The 20,749-nt window shown below is 50.0% G+C and carries 26 protein-coding genes; 7 read left to right on the forward strand and 19 right to left on the reverse strand.

Annotated features, from left to right (window positions below; genetic code table 11):
• Window positions 1–18: 18 nt before the first annotated feature.
• The gene (locus tag GLV97_RS17620; protein ID WP_160890236.1) at window positions 19–777 is read right to left on the reverse strand and encodes a DUF4397 domain-containing protein; all 759 of its coding nucleotides are present in this window, start codon (window positions 775–777) and stop codon (window positions 19–21) included.
• Window positions 778–913: 136 nt separating this feature from the next.
• Between GLV97_RS17620 and GLV97_RS17625 the strand changes: the two genes are divergently transcribed.
• Window positions 914–1,819 carry an EamA family transporter gene (locus GLV97_RS17625; RefSeq protein WP_160890237.1) on the forward strand — a complete coding sequence of 302 codons (906 nt, stop codon included), beginning with the start codon at window positions 914–916 and terminating at the stop codon, window positions 1,817–1,819.
• 117 nt (window positions 1,820–1,936) lie between these two features.
• On the opposite strand, the gene GLV97_RS17630 is transcribed toward GLV97_RS17625, so the two are convergent.
• A complete protein-coding gene (locus tag GLV97_RS17630; RefSeq protein ID WP_160835339.1) occupies window positions 1,937–2,161 on the reverse strand; it encodes a hypothetical protein in 225 nt (74 codons plus the stop codon).
• The gene (locus GLV97_RS17635) at window positions 2,162–2,350 is read right to left on the reverse strand and encodes a hypothetical protein (protein WP_160890238.1); all 189 of its coding nucleotides are present in this window, start codon (window positions 2,348–2,350) and stop codon (window positions 2,162–2,164) included. It lies immediately after the preceding gene.
• Window positions 2,351–2,505: 155 nt separating this feature from the next.
• Between GLV97_RS17635 and GLV97_RS17640 the strand changes: the two genes are divergently transcribed.
• The 3 genes from GLV97_RS17640 to GLV97_RS17650 all read left to right on the forward strand — a co-directional run bounded on the left by GLV97_RS17640 (window position 2,506) and on the right by GLV97_RS17650 (window position 4,631).
• Window positions 2,506–2,835, forward strand: a complete 330-nt coding sequence (locus GLV97_RS17640; protein ID WP_160835338.1) for a hypothetical protein — start codon at window positions 2,506–2,508, stop codon at window positions 2,833–2,835.
• A 49-nt stretch (window positions 2,836–2,884) separates the two neighbouring features.
• Window positions 2,885–3,064, forward strand: a complete 180-nt coding sequence (locus GLV97_RS17645; protein ID WP_160835337.1) for a hypothetical protein — start codon at window positions 2,885–2,887, stop codon at window positions 3,062–3,064.
• A gap of 67 nt (window positions 3,065–3,131) precedes the next feature.
• A complete protein-coding gene (locus GLV97_RS17650; RefSeq protein ID WP_160835336.1) occupies window positions 3,132–4,631 on the forward strand; it encodes a potassium/proton antiporter in 1,500 nt (499 codons plus the stop codon).
• A gap of 32 nt (window positions 4,632–4,663) precedes the next feature.
• Here the strand turns inward: GLV97_RS17650 and GLV97_RS17655 are convergent, their stop codons facing one another.
• The 10 genes from GLV97_RS17655 to GLV97_RS17700 all read right to left on the reverse strand — a co-directional run bounded on the left by GLV97_RS17655 (window position 4,664) and on the right by GLV97_RS17700 (window position 13,518).
• Window positions 4,664–4,993: a hypothetical protein gene (locus tag GLV97_RS17655; protein WP_160890239.1), complete on the reverse strand. Its 330-nt coding sequence runs from the start codon at window positions 4,991–4,993 to the stop codon at window positions 4,664–4,666.
• Window positions 4,994–5,069: 76 nt separating this feature from the next.
• Window positions 5,070–6,068, reverse strand: a complete 999-nt coding sequence (locus GLV97_RS17660) for a potassium channel family protein (protein ID WP_160890240.1) — start codon at window positions 6,066–6,068, stop codon at window positions 5,070–5,072.
• A 337-nt stretch (window positions 6,069–6,405) separates the two neighbouring features.
• Window positions 6,406–7,335, reverse strand: a complete 930-nt coding sequence (rbsB, locus tag GLV97_RS17665; protein ID WP_160890241.1) for a ribose ABC transporter substrate-binding protein RbsB — start codon at window positions 7,333–7,335, stop codon at window positions 6,406–6,408.
• 11 nt (window positions 7,336–7,346) lie between these two features.
• On the reverse strand, window positions 7,347–8,303 hold the full coding sequence (rbsC, locus tag GLV97_RS17670; RefSeq protein ID WP_160835332.1) for a ribose ABC transporter permease RbsC: 957 nt from the start codon (window positions 8,301–8,303) through the stop codon (window positions 7,347–7,349).
• Window positions 8,287–9,786: a sugar ABC transporter ATP-binding protein gene (locus tag GLV97_RS17675; protein WP_160890242.1), complete on the reverse strand. Its 1,500-nt coding sequence runs from the start codon at window positions 9,784–9,786 to the stop codon at window positions 8,287–8,289. The genes rbsC and GLV97_RS17675 overlap by 17 nt, the downstream gene beginning before the upstream one ends.
• Before the next feature lie 14 nt (window positions 9,787–9,800).
• Entirely contained in the window at window positions 9,801–10,193 is a 393-nt protein-coding gene (rbsD, locus tag GLV97_RS17680; RefSeq protein ID WP_160842041.1) for a D-ribose pyranase, read from the reverse strand.
• The gene (gene rbsK / locus GLV97_RS17685) at window positions 10,190–11,080 is read right to left on the reverse strand and encodes a ribokinase (RefSeq protein ID WP_160890243.1); all 891 of its coding nucleotides are present in this window, start codon (window positions 11,078–11,080) and stop codon (window positions 10,190–10,192) included. The genes rbsD and rbsK overlap by 4 nt, the downstream gene beginning before the upstream one ends.
• Entirely contained in the window at window positions 11,077–12,063 is a 987-nt protein-coding gene (locus tag GLV97_RS17690; protein WP_160890244.1) for a LacI family DNA-binding transcriptional regulator, read from the reverse strand. The genes rbsK and GLV97_RS17690 overlap by 4 nt, the downstream gene beginning before the upstream one ends.
• Window positions 12,064–12,314: 251 nt before the next feature.
• Complete coding sequence (locus GLV97_RS17695) at window positions 12,315–12,467, reverse strand: hypothetical protein (RefSeq protein WP_160890245.1); 153 nt, start codon at window positions 12,465–12,467, stop codon at window positions 12,315–12,317.
• A 73-nt stretch (window positions 12,468–12,540) separates the two neighbouring features.
• The gene (locus tag GLV97_RS17700; RefSeq protein WP_160890246.1) at window positions 12,541–13,518 is read right to left on the reverse strand and encodes a DMT family transporter; all 978 of its coding nucleotides are present in this window, start codon (window positions 13,516–13,518) and stop codon (window positions 12,541–12,543) included.
• 97 nt (window positions 13,519–13,615) lie between these two features.
• Here GLV97_RS17700 and GLV97_RS17705 point away from each other — a divergent pair, with 97 nt between their 5' ends.
• Window positions 13,616–14,188 carry a helix-turn-helix domain-containing protein gene (locus GLV97_RS17705; protein ID WP_160890247.1) on the forward strand — a complete coding sequence of 191 codons (573 nt, stop codon included), beginning with the start codon at window positions 13,616–13,618 and terminating at the stop codon, window positions 14,186–14,188.
• A 203-nt stretch (window positions 14,189–14,391) separates the two neighbouring features.
• Here the strand turns inward: GLV97_RS17705 and GLV97_RS17710 are convergent, their stop codons facing one another.
• The 4 genes from GLV97_RS17710 to GLV97_RS17725 form a co-directional block, all read right to left on the reverse strand.
• Window positions 14,392–14,874 (reverse strand): monooxygenase family protein, encoded by a 483-nt coding sequence (locus GLV97_RS17710; RefSeq protein WP_160835325.1) that lies wholly within the window; start codon window positions 14,872–14,874, stop codon window positions 14,392–14,394.
• A gap of 1 nt (window position 14,875) precedes the next feature.
• Window positions 14,876–15,430, reverse strand: coding sequence for a PadR family transcriptional regulator (locus GLV97_RS17715; protein WP_160890248.1), 555 nt, complete (start codon window positions 15,428–15,430; stop codon window positions 14,876–14,878).
• An 84-nt stretch (window positions 15,431–15,514) separates the two neighbouring features.
• On the reverse strand, window positions 15,515–16,042 hold the full coding sequence (locus tag GLV97_RS17720; RefSeq protein WP_160835323.1) for a DUF4269 domain-containing protein: 528 nt from the start codon (window positions 16,040–16,042) through the stop codon (window positions 15,515–15,517).
• 69 nt (window positions 16,043–16,111) lie between these two features.
• On the reverse strand, window positions 16,112–16,603 hold the full coding sequence (locus GLV97_RS17725; RefSeq protein WP_160836448.1) for a lactoylglutathione lyase family protein: 492 nt from the start codon (window positions 16,601–16,603) through the stop codon (window positions 16,112–16,114).
• Between the two features lie 121 nt (window positions 16,604–16,724).
• Between GLV97_RS17725 and GLV97_RS17730 the strand changes: the two genes are divergently transcribed.
• Window positions 16,725–17,063 (forward strand): winged helix-turn-helix transcriptional regulator, encoded by a 339-nt coding sequence (locus GLV97_RS17730; RefSeq protein WP_160890249.1) that lies wholly within the window; start codon window positions 16,725–16,727, stop codon window positions 17,061–17,063.
• Window positions 17,064–17,111: 48 nt separating this feature from the next.
• Here the strand turns inward: GLV97_RS17730 and GLV97_RS17735 are convergent, their stop codons facing one another.
• Window positions 17,112–17,759: a DsbA family protein gene (locus GLV97_RS17735; RefSeq protein WP_237418650.1), complete on the reverse strand. Its 648-nt coding sequence runs from the start codon at window positions 17,757–17,759 to the stop codon at window positions 17,112–17,114.
• A 329-nt stretch (window positions 17,760–18,088) separates the two neighbouring features.
• On the opposite strand from GLV97_RS17735, the gene brnQ reads away from it, so the two are divergent.
• A complete protein-coding gene (brnQ, locus tag GLV97_RS17740) occupies window positions 18,089–19,450 on the forward strand; it encodes a branched-chain amino acid transport system II carrier protein (RefSeq protein ID WP_160890250.1) in 1,362 nt (453 codons plus the stop codon).
• Window positions 19,451–19,493: 43 nt separating this feature from the next.
• On the opposite strand, the gene GLV97_RS17745 is transcribed toward brnQ, so the two are convergent.
• On the reverse strand, window positions 19,494–20,693 hold the full coding sequence (locus tag GLV97_RS17745) for an alanyl-tRNA editing protein (RefSeq protein ID WP_160890251.1): 1,200 nt from the start codon (window positions 20,691–20,693) through the stop codon (window positions 19,494–19,496).
• Window positions 20,694–20,749: the final 56 nt, after the last annotated feature.

Genomic DNA, 20,749 nt, shown 5'->3' on the forward strand with positions numbered 1-20,749 from the left:
CAGGAACGCTTCCTTTTTTTATGGCTGTAGAAAAATGGCTTCCAGCGGCGGCTGGCCGCCTGCTAATCCGACCGCAACAGCGGTATAGGCTTCGTTCGGACGCAAGGTTACTCCAGGAACCTCCAGAACGACCTGGTCGGTCCCTGCCACCCTCACCTCTAAATCTGCGGTCGTCGGTGGAACCGTGATATAACGGGTGGCTCTGCCGAACGGCACATTTCTGAACAGCACATCGCCGCCTTTAACGGCTACATCCACTGCTGGTGCATTTGGAGACAGGTGCCAGAAGCGGACTTTAGCATTCCCATTTGCTGTATGGTCATTATCGACGACGGGGACGAGCTGAAGCTGGTTCACTTTTCCAGCGGCGGCCACCGTATAGGATTGATCGGCTTCAACAGCTACCGTCTGGGTCAGAACAGGCTGCGAAGTGTCACCGGCCGCATAAATATCAATACGATACTGGCCTTGAGGTACTTCTAAATACTCACTCTGCTGTTTATATGGGACATTTCCCAGGATTTTCTGTCCATTCACATACACATCTACATTCGGTGCATCCGGCGACGCGTGAAGGACCCTTACTTTTGCCGTGCCGCCTCCACCCATCCCCATGCCTTCACCGCGCTCACACATGATCCACTGCTGCATGCACTGCAGGTGCTTATGATAATAGTGGATATGCTTATTCGGGTCGATATACTTGTAATAATTCGAAAGCATATCATATTTCACCGCCTGCCACGCCAGCTGCTCCGGATGTTCATTTGGATACATCGTGCCACTCCCCCTTCAAGAAATCCCCATTTTCATCTTATTCATCGATTTTTTGGACAGAACTACTTTATCCTTGATGCTGTCCATCTCCGTCCATGGTAAAGTGGAGGATGGATAAAGAAGGAAGGTGACAGATATGAAAAAGAAAGGGGCACTCTTGGTTTTCATCGGAGCGGCGAGCTTCGGTTTCACCCCCATCTTTGTGAAAAGTGGATTTGCTGCCGGGTACACGCTCGGTCATTTAAACATCGCTCAGATGACGGCCGCCTTGGTTCTGCTGTGGCTGTTGTCTTTCCCCCATTGGAAAGATATCCGTCACATGAAGCGCTCAGACCGCTTCAAAGTGATGGCCTCCGGTTCCACTGTAGGACTGACAAGTATTTTTTACTACGGAGCGATGCAGTACATTCCCGCATCCATGGCGATTGTCCTGCTTTTTCAATTTGTTTGGATCGGAATGCTGATTGAATGGATATTCTTAAACAAGTCACCGGAGAAAATCCATTTCGTTTCCCTTGCCATCACTTTGACAGGGGTCATCCTGGCATCTGAGGTGCTCTCAGGAGGGATGATGGAACTCCCTGCTGCCGGCGTGATCCTCGGTCTTTTATCAGGACTCTCCTATGCGGCATTCATTTACACGAGCGGACAGGCCGCGCCGGATACGAACCCGGTGCTCCGGAGTTCGTGGATGATTACAGGATCATTTCTCCTTGTTCTGCTCGTCTTTTCCAGGGACATTCCTACGTTCCCCGTCTTCGACGGAGAGCTGTGGCTGATCAGTATCGGCATTGCGATGGTCGGCGCCGTTATTCCACCGCTGTTTTTTGCTGGAGGGGCTCCGCACATCCCGGCAAGACTTGCCAACATCCTCAGCTCTGTAGAACTGCCGGTCGCCATTGTATCGGCTATGGTGGTGCTGAAGGAGCAGGTGACCCTCCTGCAGTGGGCCGGCATCTGCCTGATTCTCTTTTCCATTGTTGTCAATGAAACCGGAGACCGGTGGTTCCGACGCTCCCCAAAAAAGAAAGCCGCTTCTTAATCAGCGGCTTTCTCATCTCTTCTTTTTCTTCTTTTTAAAACCACCTACAGCCATAAACAGGGTGAACAACAATATAAACCAGGAAGCAAAACCCACGTCCGTCCACCTCCCATGCTCTTAAGAAACACGTGTGACCATCATCATAAACAGCAGCATAGACATCAGCATCTTACTCACTGCTTTTATGAATGAGCGATCCTTCCACGCTTTAACGGCGTCATACATTAGAAAGATTGAAACCACTCCAATAAATACGGTGTAACCGGCTGGAAATATATTCATAACCTTAATCAAAAGACCTATAGCTGCCATAACTAAAATCACCGGTAGTAAGTGACGCATTTAAGACGCTCCCTTTTTTACATCTGTCAGTTTTCCCCGCCGATGCAGGGCTTCGAATGTGCCTATGACGGCCCCCGCCCCTGTCACCATTACCCAAAAGGCAGTTCGATCCGTCCAAACGTCAAAAACCGCCAGCAGGAACGAGCCATTCATGATGATTACGAACAAATAAATCAGCCACCTCAGCATAGGAATCCCCCCGCACATTTTTTCCCTGCCTTTCTATACGATTGGATCGTGCGGAGGTTTCACGATTGTCTTCGTTTTCCTGTAACCTTCTTCCATGACTTTGACCTTGCTGATTGATATAATAAAGAGATCACCTGTATGGAAGGAGGGAAAGGATGCGCCTGTTCCCCGTCTTTTTTGTTGGCAGCATGCTTTTATTTTCAGCGCTTTTACATCCGCACGAAAAATTCCAGGAACTTGCCTACAGCTGGTCGGACGATTTGAATATTGCATCATCTGTCCAGCTGTCGCACAACGAGGGTGTGTTTTTCCAGCCTCTCTCCTTTCCTCCGGATCAGGATGAGACGGACCCTTCTGCCTTTATCCATGATCCTCCTGCCTCTCTTGTCCAGTCTTATGGACTACTTAAGCATCAGGTGGTTGGGGTTCTTGGGGAAAGCAAAGGGTTTCTCACAGTCAGGCATGCGAATTCAACCTATACATAAATGCTCCTTTTCATGGATGTACACGATTCCATATAAAGGAGACATGACGTTGAAAAATTTCAGAGACACAGGGCTTTATGCCGTGGTCGTCCTATCTATTTATTTATGCTTTTTCGGGTCTGTCTGGTTCTTCGGTTCTCTAAACGGAGCGGACTGGTCCTCATGGTGGACCGGTTTTTCGTGGGAGATGGTCAATACGGAAGAACTGAAGCAGATCATAGGTTTGTAAAATCGGGACCATGCTTGGAGCTCCAGGCATGGTCCTTGATCTACACATTGAATAAGGGAGTTATGGAATGTTTATTGAAGCTTTTGGAACGGATGCATTTGTACTTATTACCGCGTTTTTACTTTTCAGCGGCATCGTGGCCGCCAAGTTTTCCAGCCGCTGGGGTCTCCCGGCGCTGATTCTGTTTATGATTGTCGGGATGATTATCGGGAGTGACGGTCTTGGGATCATTTACTTTGACGATGCCGGAGTGGCCCAGTTGTTCGGGGTCTTCGCCCTCGTTCTGATTTTGTTTGAAGGCGGACTTCATACGAAATGGGCGACCGTCCGCTCGGTAGCCGTCCCTTCCCTGTCCCTCGCTACGATCGGAGTTGTCCTTACATCGACGTTGATCGGGGCGGCCGCTTTTCTTCTGCTTGACTTAAGCCTGATGGAAGGACTGCTGCTCGGGGCGATTGTCGGTTCGACCGATGCAGCCGCTGTTTTTTCCGTATTAAAAGAACGGAACATCAAAGCGAAAATGGGGGCGACCCTGGAAGCAGAATCCGGCACCAACGATCCTATGGCCGTCTTTTTGACGCTTTCTTTCATTGAATTGATTTCCAATGAAGGGAGCTCCATCTGGATGCTTATCCCCACCTTTTTCCTCCAGATGGGGCTTGGACTCGTGTTAGGTGTCCTGTTCGGCTGGACAGCCTCCTTCTCTATCAACCGGATCCGACTTGGATCGAGCGCCCTTTATCCGATCTTATCGATTGCGTTTGCGCTTTTGACCTACGGGATTACTGCGTTCGTCGGCGGAAGCGGCTTCCTGGCTGTTTACATCGCCGCCCTTGTTATCGGAAACCGGGAATTGACGTACCGGTATTCCATCTTCCAATTTAATGAAGGCTTCGCATGGATGGCACAGATTCTCATGTTCATCATCCTCGGTCTTCTTGTCTTTCCGGACCAGCTGTTTTCATCCGAAGTGATGTATGACGGCATCATCCTGTCCCTGCTGCTCATCTTTGTTGCGCGGCCGGCCGCTGTCTTCCTTTCCTTGATCCGACTCAACTATACGTTCAAGGAAAAACTGTTCATTTCTTGGGCCGGACTGCGGGGAGCCGTTCCAATCGTCCTCGCTACTTTTCCGGTCGTAGATGGATTGAACAACAGCCAGACCCTGTTCAACATCGTCTTCTTTATCGTGTTGACGTCGGCATTGATTCAAGGGTCGACGATCTCCTGGATGGCGGACCGCTTAAACCTTGTCGGCCCGAAAAAAGATACGCCGCACCATTCGATCGAGCTGATATCGATGGGGAAAGTGGCTGTGGAAATGATCCAGTATCAGACAAGTCAGGAATCAGCGGTGGTGGGAAGCAGGCTTCGGGATCTCTCTTTCCCCAACCATGCGAACATCAATGCCATCATTCGTGACAACCACGTGATTACCCCTTACGGTGAAACGGAAATCAAAGCCGGTGATTTCCTTTATATCCTGGTGGAATCCAAATATAAAGATCAGGTGACGAAGGAGCTGGAAAGAAAAGTCGCTCCGAAGAAAACGGGTTCGGAAGCATAAAAAAGGAGAGGGGCTGCCGCCCCTCTCCTTTTTCATTCCTCTGTGATTTCCATCTGGTTCAAACATTTATACACGAGAAGCTGCGCCAGGATAAAACCGATCCATAACACCACCAGACTCGTGCGGTACATGAAAACAGAAAGCGTATGGTCTCTATGTAGATCAAACAGGCTGTCTACAACAATCATCGTCCCCACCCAGCTGTAGATCAGACTGATGCCGAAGAACAGCCATTTATTTTTCCGATCAGTGATGATGGACTTTTCGTATGTATACGACACAGCGAATAGAAGGACTGCTGTCACCAGATGGAGAGCGACCATGAACGTCAGACCGGAATGGTTCAGTACAGGTGATAACATTCCATTCCCCCTTTCTTATGGCAAAACCCGGACCATTATCGCGTATCGATCCGGATTTTTCAACCATCCAAGGGCATCAGCAGAGCGTGTTATACGTCTGTTCATCGCAGACGACACGGATGTGCGCGCCATCAGGAAGCGGCTCATCCAAATGCTTATAGATGTCCATGTTCTCTCCAACGGCGATAACATTCCCCCCCTGTGATGTGACTTCCTCGACGACATCACGGTAGGTCTCCCATTCTTCTTTTCTTTCAATCTGGCGAAGATCATAGCCGGACTCCCGGCTGATCAGCTGATTGAATAATCCGGACACCCCTTTTTGGAATGAGGAGCGCACGAGCATGCGGGAAACGAATTCATCGGATAAAATGACCTCATCCACTTTGCTGTGCTTGAACATAGGGACGTGATCGCGGTCCAGCACTTCAACAGTCGTATGGATATGAGGGGCATTCTTTTCCAGAGCAGCAGCAATAAGCAGGGAGTTGCCATCGACCAGCCGTGTGTTGTCTGAGCAGTCTGTCGCAAATACGATTGCGCTTTTGCTGTCCGCGAGGTTCGCTTTGTCAAGGACATCCTTTTTCATCGGGCTGCCGTGTATGTAGTGGACGCGCTTCATATTCAGTGGTTCTTTCTCCACCTCATCAATCAGGACAATTTCTGTATCCTTATCGGCCAATAAAATCTCATCAATGGCCAGGGCTGCTTTTTTCGACCAACCGACGATGACGATGTGGCCTTTTCCGTGATAGCTCAATTTCCCTTCCTCCTTCCGCTTCTTGAAAATCCCCATCGCATTGGCAATCAGGCTGATGACCACACCAAGGACACCGATACCCACAAGGTAAAGCAGCATCGCAAAGTTCCGGCCGGCGGTTGTTTGAGGGGAAATGTCCCCATAACCGACCGTCGATATCGTCGTCATCACCCACCACAGGCTGTCATGGAAACTCGTAAAGGTTTCCGGCTCAATCCACATGATCGTGAACGTACTTCCGAAAATAATCAGGAAAGAGCCGATCAGCAGCGTCGTTTTATCAAGACGTATAAATTTAAGCAGGATGTTGCGCAAAGGACTCCCTCCTATCTCTTATATAAATACTTTCATAGAAAATTACCGAATAGACAGCCGCGAAATCAATGCCCAGCAGAAAACACAGCCTGATAGATCCATCGTTATATACCCGAAGACATCCATATACAGGCCGCTGCAAGGAGCTGACGTATCCGCGTGATTGGATCATATGTCCTTTTTCCTATTTCCAGTCAGTATTACAAACCCTATGGAAAAACACAAGGAAAAACAGAAAGAGACAGCTCCAAGGCTGTCTCTTCAGGTGATAAACGGAGACCGTTTGCGCGGGCAGCGGGAAGGTTTCCGTGCACGTCCGGATAAGACGGGTGATCCGTTATTCGTCAATGTTCTCTTTGGTTACGAGTTTCAAAGGGACCGGAATCGTTTCCTCGACTTCCTCTCCCTGCAGCACATCTGCTCCGGCCTGGACAGCCAGCGAGCCGATCTGTTCCGGCTGCTGAGCGACGGTTGCGGAAAGGCTGCCGTTCCGGATACTTGTCATTGCATCTTCATTTCCGTCGAATCCGACTACAAGGACATCACGGCCGGAGCTTTGAATGGCCTGGTAGGCACCAAGCGCCATTTCATCATTGTGGGCGAAGACCGCTTCCAAATCCGGGTTTCCCTGAAGAATGTTCTCCATCGTATTCAACCCTTCTGTCCGGTCGAAATTGGCGGTCTGCTTAGCCGTCACGTCCAACTGCTCGTCCGCCACCGTATGGAAGCCGCTTCCACGCTCCCTCGTCGCAGATGCACCGGGAACACCTTCAAGCTCTGCTACTTTGGCACCTTCTCCAAGCTGATCCACCATATATTCCGCGGCCATCTTCCCTCCTTTTGCGTTATCAGAACTTACGAGAGTGGCCACGTCCCCTTTTTCAGAGGAACGGTCCAGGGTGACGACAGGAATACCGAGACTGTTGGCAGACTGGACAGCCGTTGAAACTGCCGAAGAGTCTGTCGGGTTGATCAACAGGACATCGACCCCCTGCTGGATCAGGTCCTCTACGTCGCTGACCTGTTTAGCTGCATCATTCTGCGCATCCACAACGACAACGTCCATCCCTTGGGCTTCCGCTTCCTTCTCCACCCCGTCCTTCATGGAAACGAAAAACGGGTTGTTCAAAGTGGACACGGACAATCCTATTTTCATATCTTCCGGATTTTTATTGTTGTCCGGCTTGGCCCATTCCGGCGGCTGCAGGGAACAGGCGCTTAGAAACAGCAGGACTGCGCCGATCATCAGTAATAATCGTTTGTTCATGTTCATCCCTCCTAAGCTGATTTCTTACGGTCCATGAGGACAGCAATGATAATGACGACACCTTTAACGACCATTTGGAAAAAGGAGGAGACCCCGAGCAGGTTCAATCCGTTATTCAACGTTCCAATAATCAGGGCACCAATCAATGTTCCAACGATCAACCCACGGCCTCCGGATAAGCTCGTACCCCCAAGCACAACAGCAGCAATCGCATCCAGCTCGTAGGAGGTACCGGCAGTCGGCTGCGCTGAATTCAAACGTGACGTAAGGATCGCCCCTGCGAGCGCAGACAATAGACCGGCTAGTGAATAGACAAGAATTTTCACACGGGAAACGTTGATCCCTGAAATAAACGCCGCTTTTTCGTTACCACCAATCGCATACGTCCGGCGTCCGAACGGTGTCTTATGAAGAATCACCCATAGGACAGCAAAAGCGAGCAGCATGGTCACCGCTGGTACCGGAATACCAAGGAAATAGCCGCGGCCGAACAGCTGAAATGCATAGCTGTCGCCAAGTCCTGTAATCGGGTTTCCGTCCGTATACACAAGGGTCAGGCCCCGGAACATCGTCATCGTTGCCAATGTGGCAATAAACGGAGCCATTTTCCCTTTGGTAATCAACAGCCCGTTGACAGCTCCCATAAGCGCACCAAGCAGACAGCCGATCAGAATAGCTAAAATCGGATCAATGCCGGATACCATCATCCCGGCCATCAGGGCACTCGATAAAGCAAGAATCGATCCGACAGACAAATCGATGCCGCCGGTCAAAATGACGAAGGTCATTCCGTAGGCAATCAGGGCGTTAATTGCTACCTGACGAAGCAGGTTTAAAAGGTTCAAAGGTTCCAGGAAACTTGGGTTTATAATCGATACAACGGTAATAAGTACAAGCAGTCCGACCAGCGGCCCCAGCTTCTGCAGTGACTGGCCGATGGTGTTCGTTTTTTTAATGGCGTTCATCATGGACGTTCCCTCCTGTCGCAAATGTCATAATCTTTTCCTGTGTCGCTTCCGACCGGTCCAGTTCCCCGGCAATGGTTCCTTCGTGAACGACGAGAATTCGATCGCTCATGCCGAGCACTTCCGGCAGTTCAGAGGAGACCATAAGGATGGCTACCCCGCGATCAGTCAGCTCGTTCATCAGCTGGTAAATCTCTCTTTTTGCCCCGACGTCCACTCCGCGCGTCGGTTCATCAAGAATCAGTACTTTCGGCCCGATGCCGATCCATTTAGCAATAACCACTTTCTGCTGATTCCCGCCGGATAAGTTCTTCGCCTCGGTTTGAGCGGATTCGGTTTTGATTGTCAGACGCTTGATCAACAACTCCACGAATTCCAGCTCCCTGCCGTCCTGGATGAGAGATCGCTTCGTGAAGCTTTTCAAGCTGGGGAGAGCGATGTTATCTTTAATAGGAAAATCAAGCACCAGTCCTTCGTCTTTCCGGTCTTCCGTAATCAACCCGAGTCCGAGGTTGATCGCCTGGCCCGGATTCTTCATTACAGCCGTCTGACCGTTCACAAGGATGTCCCCCTCATACTTTCCATCCAGTCCGAAGATCGTGCGCATGATCTCTGTTCTTCCCGCCCCCATCAATCCAGCAACGCCAACAATTTCACCGGATTTCACTTGAAAATTGACGTTCTGGAATACGCCTGGACGTGTCAGGTTTTTCACCTCAAGGACGGTTTCTCCCGGATCAGCCTGCCTTTCAGGAAAACGATCGGTAAGTTCACGCCCCACCATTTTGCGGACCACTTCATCAAAGCTCGTGTCCGGAATCGGCGTCGTATCAATGGTACGGCCGTCCCGCATGACAGTGATCCGGTCACAGACGTCAAAAATCTCCTCCATCCGGTGGGAAATATAAACAATGGAAACCCCGGATGCTTTTAAGGAACGGATCACGCCGAACAGCTTTTCAATCTCTCTGTCAGTTAAGGCTGCTGTCGGTTCGTCCATAATAATCACCTTTGCATCGGTCATGAGCGCCTTGGCAATTTCAATCATCTGCTGCTCCCCGACCGAGCACTGTCCGGCATCCTTGTGCAGCGGAATGGAAATGGAGAGCTTTTCAAACTGTTCCTCCGCAACCGCTTTCATTTTTCTTGTATTGATAATCCCAAAGGATGTAACCGGTTCCCGATTAATGAACAGGTTCTCCAGTACGGTCAATTCCGGCCAGACATTCATCTCCTGATGAATAAAAGCGATGCCGTAGTTTTCCGCTTCTTTTGGATTGGAAAACGTTTTTTCCTGACCGTCAATCTGAATCATCCCCTGATCCTTCTTGTGAAGGCCGGTCAAGATATTCATGAGCGTTGATTTACCTGCTCCGTTCTCTCCCATGAGGGCGTGGACTTCCCCTTCCTTGATTTCGATATCCACGCCTTCCAGCACTTTGTTCGATCCAAACGCTTTATGAATCTGATTCATCGTAATATGCATCGTCTCACCCCTTTTTAGAAAATGACCCCGGCATGCAGGATACAGTTGGCATAAGGTGTCATTTCACCTGTACGGATGACCGCTTTGACATCTGTCAGCTCCTGCTTGAACGCTTCATGGGAAAGTTCGTCCATCTCGACTGCTGTGAACATGTCTCTCATTTCCTGCTGAACAGCCGGATTGGACTTCATCTCTTCCGCTGTGGTCACTTTTTCTACACACATCTCTTCCTGCACGACCTGTACGACTTCTATAAACCCGGGCACGCCCTCTTTTAAGGCAAGGTCGATCTTCACCGTTCCTGCCGGTATCGGCAGGCCCGCATCACCGATGGCGATCCGGTCGGTGTGACCGAGATCTGCGAGCACTTTACTAATGCTGCTGTTTAAGATGCCGTGTCTCTTCATGGCTTCAACCCCTCCTCAACAGCCTCACGGGACGGCATTCCACCCTGAGCCCCGAAACCGGTGACGGACAAGCTGGCCGCCCGGTTGGCAAAACGCAGGCTTTCTTCCATCCCTTTTCCTTCAGCCACTGCGACAGCAAAGGCGGCGTTAAACGTATCACCGGCTCCCGTCGTATCGACCGCCTGGACCGGGAACGATGGTACAAGAACTTCTTCCCTGCCATTATGCCAGCGGACGCCGGCGGCGCCTTCGGTAATGAATAATTTATTTTGATGGACTTTCAGCGCCTCTGATAAGGCCGGACCCCCGAACAAAACCTCCGCTTCGTGTTCATTCGGTGTTATGTAGCTGACTTGAGCCAGGACTTCTTCTGGTACAGGTCTTGCCGGAGCTGGATTTAACAATAAAGGCACACCATAACGGGAGCACAGCTCTGCAGCATGCACAACCGTCTCTTCCGGCACTTCCTGCTGAATCATGACAAGATCGCTGTTCTTCAGAAGTTCCTCTGCTTTTTCAATGTACTGTGGAGTGACGTGATCGTTGGCACCCTTGACGACGACGATGCTGTTGTCACCTTCGGCCAAAATGATATGAGCCGTTCCACTCCTTTCATGTGTAACCGGTTCCACATAATCGGTGTGAACACCGTTATTCTTAAGATTGGCTGTGATTTCTTCTCCGTAAGTATCTTCTCCTACACATCCGATCATATAGACGTCAGCCCCCAGACGGGCGGCTGCGACCGCCTGGTTCGCTCCCTTGCCTCCGGGCACAGTATCAAACGCTTTTCCTAATACCGTTTCTCCTGCCTGCGGCCGTTTGTCAGAGGAGACGACAAGATCCATGGAAGAGCTGCCAATGACAGCGATGGTCGGCTTTTTCATTCTTGATCATCCTTTCGTGTTGTATGTCGTTCGATCAGTTCCACCGGCATTTGAATGGACCGGTGTTCCTGTTGAGGTTGTCCGATTCTTTGTATTAACAGTTCAGCCGCTCTCCTTCCCATTTCATAAGCCGGCTGGCGGATGGTCGTAAGCGGCGGGTAGGACAGCCGGCTTTGTGGAATATCATCATATCCAATGATCTGCAGCTCCTCCGGGATGTTTTTCCCCCGTTTCAACGCTTCATGGATGATGGCAATTCCGACAATATCATTACTGGCAATGATGCCGTCCGTCTCTGGAAATTTCTTAAACAGCTCCTCGGCCCAGTTCAATGCCTCTTCAAAAGCATAGGAGGTCGTTGACATCACAGAAAAATCCACATCCGCTTCTCCGAGGACTTCCACAGCGCCCCGGTAACGGTCCACTGCCGGTTTCACATGGGCAGGGCCTTTGACGAGTGTCACCCGCTGCGCTCCTTTTTTAATGAGGGTCTCTGCAGCGAGCCTCCCTCCTTCCCGGCCGTCTGCGTAGACAGCGGGATAGCTGCTGGACGTCCGGTCAAGCAGGACCAGCGGAAGGTCGAGCGACTGGTACATATCATAATCAACATGATTGGTAGCGGTAATCATACCGACCACATTATTCTGAACAAAAGTTTGAATGTAGTCCATTTCCTTTTCGATATCCTCATCACTGTTCCCGAGCAGCACACGGAAGCCGTGGCGGCCTGCCTCGTCCTCCACCCCTCTGGCCAGCTGAGGAAAAAATGGGTTTGTAATATCCGGAAGAAGCAGGCCGATCAATCGGGAGCCCCGCTTATACAGCGAGCGTGCCACTTCATTCGGACTGTAATTCAGCTCTTCAATAGCCGTCATTACTTTCTTCCGTGTTTCTGCGCCTACATAGCCGTTATTATTCAACACGCGTGATACCGTAGCCACGGACACCCTCGCATGTTTCGCTACATCTTTAATCGTTACCATAGCTTCACTCCTGCATTGTGTAACCGGTTACATAGAACATAGCATAAAAGCAGCAGGAAAGGCAAGTACAAATTGAAAAAACCGGATCCTCTGATCCGGCAGCTTGGAGAGAAACCCTTTTTCTAGTGGCTCTAAAGGAGCGGACATCCATACTTGGTTATCAATAGGATCCCTCCCACGTAAGCGGCAGTAACGCAGCCTGTCCTGTTCTTTTGAAACGGCGAAGGAGCAATGCTCACCTTTCCCTTTTATCACAGCGTAAAGTTGTTTTCCACAGGCACCGGCACGAGGAGCGTTCGGTGGTGACGCCTGCGGGAACAGCGCGAGCCGAAGATCCCCTTGCTGAGGCTGTGTCCGCGGCAGGCATCCGCCGATAAGCGGAACGTGCCTACTCCACACGACATACGGACAACTCTAACTGGATAGGACGAACTTTTTCTACAAAACCCGGCTCCTCTGATCCGGGATTCTGGATCGTCAAGCCCTTTTCAACGTCACATCCCTGCGTACCGGGGCCTTCCCTTTTTTAACGGTGAGGCTGTGCAGAATGATGCCTGTGACTAATATTCCAATTCCGAAAAAGGCCGTCAAACCTGGAAGCGGGGCAGACAACAAAAGCACTTCCCCAAGAAGGACGAACAGAACCTGCGTGGACTGCGTAGCTTCGACAGCAGCCAGCTTCCCGCTTTGATGCCTGGACCGGTCTGTTGCTATGAAAAATAAGGTAGTGGCCATTACACCTGAGCAGACAGCGACAATAAAGGACTGGAGCACCTGCCCCTGCGCCGGCGGTCCTGCTGTGACCAGGGCGGTCGTGCTCAAAATCAGCCAGAAAGGAAGGCTGGCAAGCGTCATGCCGAGAATGCGCTGAAAGGTGTCCAGGCGGTCACTGCTGAAGGCCATCATTTTCCGGTTTCCGAGAGGATAACAGAACGCAGCGACAAGAACAGGAAAAACCCCGGCCGTTAGTTCCAACAGTGTGACTTTCTCCAAATGCGGAAGTTGGATCAGACAGACACCTGCTAAAATAAGGAAAGAAATGAGCAGTGAACGGATCGGAACCCGTTCTCTTCTTTTTTCAGGCCTGCTTCCGACATACACCGTCGTGTAAAAAAAAGGAGTGAGGAGAATACCGGCGGCAATCGTGATCTGCCACGTCCCGGCGATCAGCCATCCGGGTCCGTACGCAGCGGCATAGGTTAAAGGGGCGTAAAACAAAACGAATCCGACAAAGCTCCATCCGATCCAGATCAATGGATGCTCTTTCAATTCCAGAAACACTTGTTTCCCGTTCTTTCTTACAAGTACAATGAGAAGCAGGAACGGCACCATAAATAGAAAGCGCAGAGACGCACTCCACATCCAGCTGCCACCAGCAAGTTCCATCGACCGATTCAGAATGAAGGTGACAGCAAAAAACATCGAGGCCGCCACACCGATCAGAATCTCTCTCATCTCCACCACCCCTTTAGTATATTATAATTAACTTAACGTATATTATAGTATACATTAACGTATATAAATTGAAAACCATTTACAGGAGGAAAAAAGGATGAGTGACCACCAAAAGCACGAAGCAGAAAAATTGGCCAGACAGGCCGGAGTGACGCTCAGGCGCCTGCGAAAAGGGAAACAGCTCAGCCTGCAGGACCTGGCCGACCTCACGAGTGTCAGTAAACTGACGCTTGGCAAAATTGAGCGGGGAGAAGCCAATCCATCGCTCACCGTCATGTGGAAAATCGCCAACGGTCTGCAGATTCCCCTTTCCACGCTGCTTGCCGAGGAACAGGAAATTGTCATTTCCAGAAAACATGAAGGAAATAAAGTCCTGAGTGCGGATGAGTCCTTGACACTTGAGTCGGTGTTTTCCACCCGCGGTTTTGATGCAATCGAGACCCACCGCGCCTTTTTAAAGCCGGGAACTGAATATATCACCGATGCCCACCAATCCGGAGTAGTCGAATACATCACAGTAATGGAAGGACGTGCCCGCATCCAGATACAGGACGACTTCTATGACCTGGAGACGTATGATGCGATTAAATTCCGGGCGGATCAGCTCCACGGCTATCACAACCCCTGTGAAGAACCGGCTGTTCTGTATTTTGTGATGATGTATACGTGAGGAAGCCTATGCGGACAGCCGGGGACAAAGCATCACTCTCCTCATAGTCCTATAAGGATGAACTGCAAAAAGGAGGACCTTCGATGTAATAGAAGGTCCTCCTTAATCAAAGGGTAACACGCAGGGAAAACTGTGCTCCACCACGCACACGTAAACGCTGCCCCGCTTCTTTACAGACTGAAAAGCGGAAGGTATGAGGTTTTTCATCCATGTCTATTCAACCGCCGGCGCGCTGAAACCGTCTGCGGATTGATTTTCGTATGGCCGATGGCTTTCGCCAGCCCGAACTTCGGCATGTTTCCATAAATCGATTCATACTGCCCTGGTTTCTGCAGATACGTTTCATGGTAGATGCCGACCTCTTCTGTATCCCCGGCCAGTTGATAAAACTTCTTCCACGCCTTCCGGTGCTTTTCCCCTCGGGCATAGGCCAGCAGGGCTTCCTCTGATTTCCAATACTGCAGCAACAGCACCGTCCGGCCAGTAAAGAAATTTTCCATTTCCAGAAACCCCTTATCCTTGTAGGTATAAAGCTCCTTGATCATCGGCGGCATTGCACGAAGCACAGGCAGCCATTGATGTACGGCCCGCCATTTATTGATCCGCATCCCGATAAGAAAAACGACAAATCCTTCCTCTCCCGCCGCTTCTGTCGTGTAACGTCCTTGAAACACTTGTTTCCCCACGTTACTCCTCCTTCATTTCTTTGATACGGACTTTCGTTTTCTCACACCAAACGACAGCCGCCTCCGTCGTTGCAAGGCCGTAATCCAGTGTAATGATCCAAAACGGCGTGTCTTGTGATGGACACGCCTCCCGCAGCAGCATTTCCTTGATGCTCTGATAGGTGTGACGTTTCTCCTGCAGTATTTCCTCGTAGCTGTCCAATTGATGAAGAATGACGGATTTCTCCTGATTCCGGCTGAAAAACAGCTTCAGCAGCAGTTCATTTTTCTCTACCGGCAGATCCTCCACCGGTTTCAACAGCCACGAACGCAGCTGTTCTTCACCGGACGGGGTGATAACGTATTCCTTTTTATCCGGCCGGCCTTCCTGTGAGGTGACTTTAACGTCTGCACTCCCCTCCTCCACCAGTTTCTTAAGCGCAGGGTAGATCTGTCCGTAGCTGATCTTCCAAAAATGATTCAAACTGCCATCTATCATCTGCTTCATTTCATAGCCTGTGTGAAATCCAGCCGTCATCAAGCCAAGCAGGGCATAAGGGGTATGATTCTCCTTCATAGGCTGCTCCTTTTATATCAATTTAATATATATCTATTTGATATAATTATAGAACAGGAAGGCTGTGAAATAAACAGAAAATTTTCACATCCACCTCCGCATCCTCCCATAAGTAAGCAGCCCTTCATAAGGGTCTCCTTTTATGCCCAACTGGGTGCAAAAAGCGGCTTCCGTGGAAAAACCCTCTTTCTTTTGCTGACGTATGATGGTCTTCAATGACGGATCCTCCTGAAGAATACGGCATTCCAAGTACATGTGAAGCCAGGCATGCTGCTCGGTCACCGGCTGGTTCTGAGCAAACAACTCCCACTCCAGCCCCCCATAGGTGAAGTTGGCTTTTAAGACCTTCCGCCTTCTTATGTATTTCTCAATGACCTTGAACCCCGGAAAGCCTCCATACAGCCGCTCCCATTTTTCTGATAAAAGAGAGAGGTTTTCCGCCTGCATGATGACATCAACATCTGAATCCTCCAAATCAATGCCGAGGGGAATCGTTCCACAGATGACCGGGTGATTTTCCTTACATTCTGAAGCGATTTTCAGCTTGTGATACAGCTTCAGGACGTGCTGCTGCTTTTCAGAACCAGTGCGTAATATTTCCATCACGTTCATCCATCTCCCTCCTTCCTCCCTACCATAAAAAGAAACGCCCCTGTCTGCAAGGACAAGGGCGTTCGTTTATTAATAAGCTCCGTCAGAATAGGTGAGTTCATAGCTATGGGAGTAAATCTCAAAAATGTTGCCGAACGGATCTTCAACATAGACCATCCGGTACGGTTTATCTCCAGGATAGTATTCACGGATCGGCATGCGCTGCTTCCCGCCGTGGGCTTTGATTTTTTCCACCATGCCTTCTACATCCGGGTCCTGGATACAGAAGTGGAAGATGCCTGTCTTCCAGTATTCAAAGTTGTTTTCCGGAGTCTCATTCTCCGGGAATTCGAACATTTCGACTCCGATACGGTCACCGGTTGCGAGGTGGGCAATGCGGAACTGCTCCCAGTCATTCCCGAACACGTCGCGGCACATCTGGCCGATCGCTGAGTCATCATTTTTCACTTCCGACGGCTCCATAATGACGTACCAGCCAAATACCTCCGTATAGAATTGAACAGCTTCATCTAAATTCGGGACAGAAAGCCCGATATGGGAAAAAGATCTTGGAAAAGTCATCATCATTTATTCCTCCTTGTTTTATTTCCTTTACAAATTCCATTATAGTTAGATTTAGACGTTTGAGAAGAACGCACTTTTAAGTAAGACGCTTACCAAAAAGTTAGAAAGGAGCCCGTTTATGAAGGCACCGATGGACGATAATGGAAAGCTTAAATGCTCCATAGAATACACTTTGAAGAAGATCGGCGGCAAATGGAAAACCGTCATTCTCTGGCACTTGAGCGTAGACGGGACACTCCGCTACAACGCTTTGAGAAGCCTGCTTCCCGGCATTTCACATAAGGTGCTGAGCCAGCAGCTGAAGGAACTGGAGGAGGATGGCTTCATTATCCGCTTCCAATATGATACCGTTCCTCCGAAGGTCGAGTATTCCATTACAGAGATGGGGAAAACGCTGATTCCTATTCTTGAGCAGATGCATAAGTGGGGGACCACCTATGGAGATCTGGAACCATAAAAAAACCTGCAGCAAGGCCTGAACTTAGCCTGCTGCAGGTTTTTCTTTTTATTCCGTTTCTGCTTCCTCAACCATTTGAACGAGGTCATCGATGGAGCTGCCTTCGAACTTTTCACCATTCACAAATAGTGTCGGCGTTCCAGTGACATCCCAGTCACCAGCCCAGTCAAGGTCGCGATCCAGTGCCTCTTCACCGGCACCATCCTGATAGGCAGTAAGAACCGACTGCGCTTCTTCTTCACTGACGACTTCTGCCAGCGTGTCATATAAGTAATCTTCCGTGTAAACTTCCTGCTGCTCGGTTCCCGGCTCCTGCTTTTCATACATCAATTCATGAAATTCCCAGAAGGTGTCGTTTCCCAGTTCCTGATAAACGACTTCTGCAAATTCAGCAGAGCGGTCGGAATCCGCGTTGATGAACGGGTATTGAATAAAGTAAAATTTCACATCTCCGGTTTGAATCAACTGCTCATCAATCAATGGAAAGAATCCGGACTCAAAATCCTTGCAGTACGGACACTTGTAGTCCCCGAATTCTACAATCTTGACTTCCGCGCTCTCTTCACCTAAGTAAGGCTGGTTTTCATAACGATCCGCTGTATCTTCACTTGTCCCGCCGCCGCTTAATAAAGCAATAGCGGCAATCACAAGGACAACGGCTGCTGCAGCAGCTATCCAGATCCACGTCTTTTTCATTTTTGTTTCCTCCATGTGTACGATTTCAGGCTTCTGCCATTCAACCACGATGACAGGCCCGGACGATCCCCTTATTTTCCGTACAGCCGGAAAAATCTCCTACGGAAATATCATGCATGACCACTCTGTGAAAGTCAAAAATATTCTTCACGTTCGAGGGCAGAAACGGCGCTCTATCCAGAACATGCCAAAGAAAACGATGCCATTTTTGAAAAAGACAAATAATTTAAACGAATTGAAGAAAGGCTATTGTTCCTTCCTCCGATTCTTGGTAGGATAATCTTTATTCGTTTCACGAATGAAGACTCCACCACGAAAGGAACATGCATATGCAACAAAGAAAAGCCATCTCCACGTACATCATGATCGGGACCATGCTGTTTGGTTTATTTTTCGGGGCAGGCAACCTGATTTTCCCCATACAGCTCGGACAGCTCGCTGGAACATCCTTCTGGCCGGCTTTGATTGGTTTCCTCGTTACCGCGATCGGACTTCCGTTCATGGGCATCCTGGCTGTCGGCTTGTCCGGAAGCAGCGGACTACATGACCTGGCCAGCCGTGTCCACCCCTTATTCGGGACAGGCTTTGCCCTGCTTTTATATTTAACCATCGGCCCGTTTTTTGCTATCCCCCGGACGGCTACTGTTCCGTTCGTTGTCGGATTTGAGCCTTTCCTTGATCAAGGATCAGCGAACATCTGGCTCGGCGTTTTCACCTTTATCTTTTTCGCAGCGGCCTGGTACTTCTCTCTCAATTCGGCGAAAGTGATGGACATTGTCGGGAAATATCTCACACCGACCTTTTTACTGTTCTTATCCATTCTTATCGTTACAGCCATCATCAAGCCGATGGGAAGCTTCGGGGCACCGACCGGATCTTATGAAGCGATGCCGTTCATGACCGGATTCAAGGAAGGATACAACACGATGGACGCCCTCGGCGCCCTTGCCTTCGGGATCGTTGTCATTCATGCCATCCGCCGTCTCGGCATCACTGATACAAAAGCGATTGCGAGCACAACATGGAAATCCGGTTTGTTCGCCATGGGGTTAATGGCGCTGATTTACGGACTGATTACGTATATGGGGGCTTCCAGTACAGCGGCTGTCGGGCAGTTTGAAAACGGCGGACTGACCTTTGCTGCGGTTTCCCAGTATTATTTCGGACCATTCGGCTCCATCCTGCTTGCTTTGATCGTCATTCTGGCCTGCTTGAAAACGTGTATCGGCCTGATCATTGCCTGTAGTGAATTTTTCCATACGATTTATCCGAAAGTGAGCTATCAAACGTTTGTGCTTGTGTTGTCATTATTTTCCTTTATCGTGGCAAACTTCGGACTGACAAACATTATTGCGTATGCGATCCCCGTGCTGATGTTCCTTTATCCGCTGGCGATCGTCCTTATTCTGCTCGGCCTCAGCTCCAAGCTGTTCAATCATAAGCGCCCTGTCTATGCGGGAGCTATGGTGCTCACCTTTTTCGTCAGCCTCTTCGACGGATACAACGCCCTTGCAGGAACGGTCCCATCGATTACGACCCAGTGGCTGGAATCCGTGAACACGGTTTATGCGGCCTACCTGCCGTTTTATGACCTCGGCCTGGGCTGGATTGTACCAGCCGTTATCGGCGCATTAATCGGGTATTTCTGGAAAGGTACTCCCTCTCCAGCCATGCAGACAGAAACAGCCTAACTATAAAAAAGGAAGCGTCCCATTCAGGGATGCTTCCTTTTGTTTATTCAGCAGGCGTAAGGAGCTGCTCCTTCACTTTTTCAGCAAATGCTTCACCGGCCATCAGCCTGCGTCCGCCTCCCTGGACAAAATGAGGGCGGCCGCCCCCCTTGCCTTCAATCAGCGGCATGACCTGTTTGGCAGCCTCATTCATATTGCCTTCCAGTGCCTCTCCTCTGGCAAGGACGAATTGAAGCTGTTCTTCCTGCTCGCTCACAAAGACAACCCGATGATCGGAGGTCTTCGTAAGCACGGCCTGTGCCAGAGCCTGCAGGTCCTTAATGGAACGATCCTGGAACACTTTTACAATCACCTCATCACCGCTGTGAGCATCTGCCAGTTCAGCTGCTTCAAAGGACAACAGCTGTTCTTCCAGTGCAGCGATTTTTTTCTCTTTTTCCTTATCGCTTTGGATGAGAGACGTCAATTCTTCCACGAGCTTACCTTCCGGGCGTGAAATCAGCTGTTTTACCCCCTGGATGATCTGATGCTTGCTCGCGAGCTGCTCCAGAACACGGTCACCGCAGACAAACTCCAGACGGACCTGTCCTTTATTCTTCGTCCAGCCGAGGAATTTCACTGCAGCTACTTCCGCTGTAGAGGCAGGGTGGGTGCCGCCGCAGCCGCTGTAATCAATTTCCGGGATGATCACGAGCCGTACGTCACCTTCCACACTTAACGATTTGCGCAGCGGATAGGTATTGGCTTCTTCCACCGTCATCCATTTCGTGTCAATCGGATAATCAGCACGGATGACCTTGTTGATCTTCGCCTCTGCCTCTTTCAGGACCGCCTCGCTGAGTTGAGGGGTATCCAGATCGATCGTTACCGTATCCGCTCCTAAATGAAAGCTCGTCGTTGGAATTTGATAGTCATCGTGGAAAATGGCGGATACGATATGCTGACCGCTGTGCTGCTGCCTGTGATCATGACGACGCTGTTCATCCACGACGCCGTGGACAGCTGTCTGTTCTGAAGACAAGGCTGCAGCCAGGTAGTGACGGATCTCGCCATCTATATCCTCAACATCGACGACAGCAGTCCCGTTCAAGGTGCCGGTATCGTGAGGCTGGCCGCCTCCTGTCGGGTAAAAGGCCGTTGCCTCAAGGACGGCGTATGGTCCTCGGTGATCCTCTTCTATTTCTTTTACATAGGTATGAAAACTCGTAAGGTACGCATCTTTGTAATACAATTTCTCTGTCATCGTTCTTCCTCCTGTCTACCTCCTATCGTACCATGAGCAACGGCGTTTCTGCAGAA

Origin of the sequence: Halobacillus litoralis, assembly GCF_009856355.1 — a bacterium.
Classification (GTDB): Bacteria; Bacillota; Bacilli; order Bacillales; family Halobacillaceae; genus Halobacillus; species Halobacillus litoralis_B.

Bases quoted from the DNA above. Each gene is read 5' to 3' on its own strand.
- rbsD (WP_160842041.1), bottom strand. From the start codon at position 10,193: ATGAAGAGACACGGCATCTTAAACAGCAGCATTAGTAAAGTGCTCGCA.
- GLV97_RS17700 (WP_160890246.1), bottom strand. From the start codon at position 13,518: ATGAGAGAGATTCTGATCGGTGTGGCGGCCTCGATGTTTTTTGCTGTC.
- GLV97_RS17730 (WP_160890249.1), top strand. From the start codon at position 16,725: ATGAAGGCACCGATGGACGATAATGGAAAGCTTAAATGCTCCATAGAA.
- rbsC (WP_160835332.1), bottom strand. From the start codon at position 8,303: ATGATGAACGCCATTAAAAAAACGAACACCATCGGCCAGTCACTGCAG.
- GLV97_RS17640 (WP_160835338.1), top strand. From the start codon at position 2,506: ATGCGCCTGTTCCCCGTCTTTTTTGTTGGCAGCATGCTTTTATTTTCA.
- GLV97_RS17620 (WP_160890236.1), bottom strand. From the start codon at position 777: ATGTATCCAAATGAACATCCGGAGCAGCTGGCGTGGCAGGCGGTGAAA.
- GLV97_RS17725 (WP_160836448.1), bottom strand. From the start codon at position 16,603: ATGACTTTTCCAAGATCTTTTTCCCATATCGGGCTTTCTGTCCCGAAT.
- GLV97_RS17675 (WP_160890242.1), bottom strand. From the start codon at position 9,786: ATGCATATTACGATGAATCAGATTCATAAAGCGTTTGGATCGAACAAA.
- GLV97_RS17625 (WP_160890237.1), top strand. From the start codon at position 914: ATGAAAAAGAAAGGGGCACTCTTGGTTTTCATCGGAGCGGCGAGCTTC.
- GLV97_RS17720 (WP_160835323.1), bottom strand. From the start codon at position 16,042: ATGAACGTGATGGAAATATTACGCACTGGTTCTGAAAAGCAGCAGCAC.
- rbsK (WP_160890243.1), bottom strand. From the start codon at position 11,080: ATGAAAAAGCCGACCATCGCTGTCATTGGCAGCTCTTCCATGGATCTT.
- rbsB (WP_160890241.1), bottom strand. From the start codon at position 7,335: ATGAACAAACGATTATTACTGATGATCGGCGCAGTCCTGCTGTTTCTA.
- GLV97_RS17635 (WP_160890238.1), bottom strand. From the start codon at position 2,350: ATGCTGAGGTGGCTGATTTATTTGTTCGTAATCATCATGAATGGCTCG.
- GLV97_RS17655 (WP_160890239.1), bottom strand. From the start codon at position 4,993: ATGTTATCACCTGTACTGAACCATTCCGGTCTGACGTTCATGGTCGCT.
- GLV97_RS17690 (WP_160890244.1), bottom strand. From the start codon at position 12,063: ATGGTAACGATTAAAGATGTAGCGAAACATGCGAGGGTGTCCGTGGCT.
- GLV97_RS17630 (WP_160835339.1), bottom strand. From the start codon at position 2,161: ATGCGTCACTTACTACCGGTGATTTTAGTTATGGCAGCTATAGGTCTT.
- GLV97_RS17695 (WP_160890245.1), bottom strand. From the start codon at position 12,467: ATGTCGTGTGGAGTAGGCACGTTCCGCTTATCGGCGGATGCCTGCCGC.
- brnQ (WP_160890250.1), top strand. From the start codon at position 18,089: ATGCAACAAAGAAAAGCCATCTCCACGTACATCATGATCGGGACCATG.
- GLV97_RS17735 (WP_237418650.1), bottom strand. From the start codon at position 17,759: ATGAAAAAGACGTGGATCTGGATAGCTGCTGCAGCAGCCGTTGTCCTT.
- GLV97_RS17705 (WP_160890247.1), top strand. From the start codon at position 13,616: ATGAGTGACCACCAAAAGCACGAAGCAGAAAAATTGGCCAGACAGGCC.
- GLV97_RS17650 (WP_160835336.1), top strand. From the start codon at position 3,132: ATGTTTATTGAAGCTTTTGGAACGGATGCATTTGTACTTATTACCGCG.
- GLV97_RS17745 (WP_160890251.1), bottom strand. From the start codon at position 20,693: ATGACAGAGAAATTGTATTACAAAGATGCGTACCTTACGAGTTTTCAT.
- GLV97_RS17715 (WP_160890248.1), bottom strand. From the start codon at position 15,430: ATGAAGGAGAATCATACCCCTTATGCCCTGCTTGGCTTGATGACGGCT.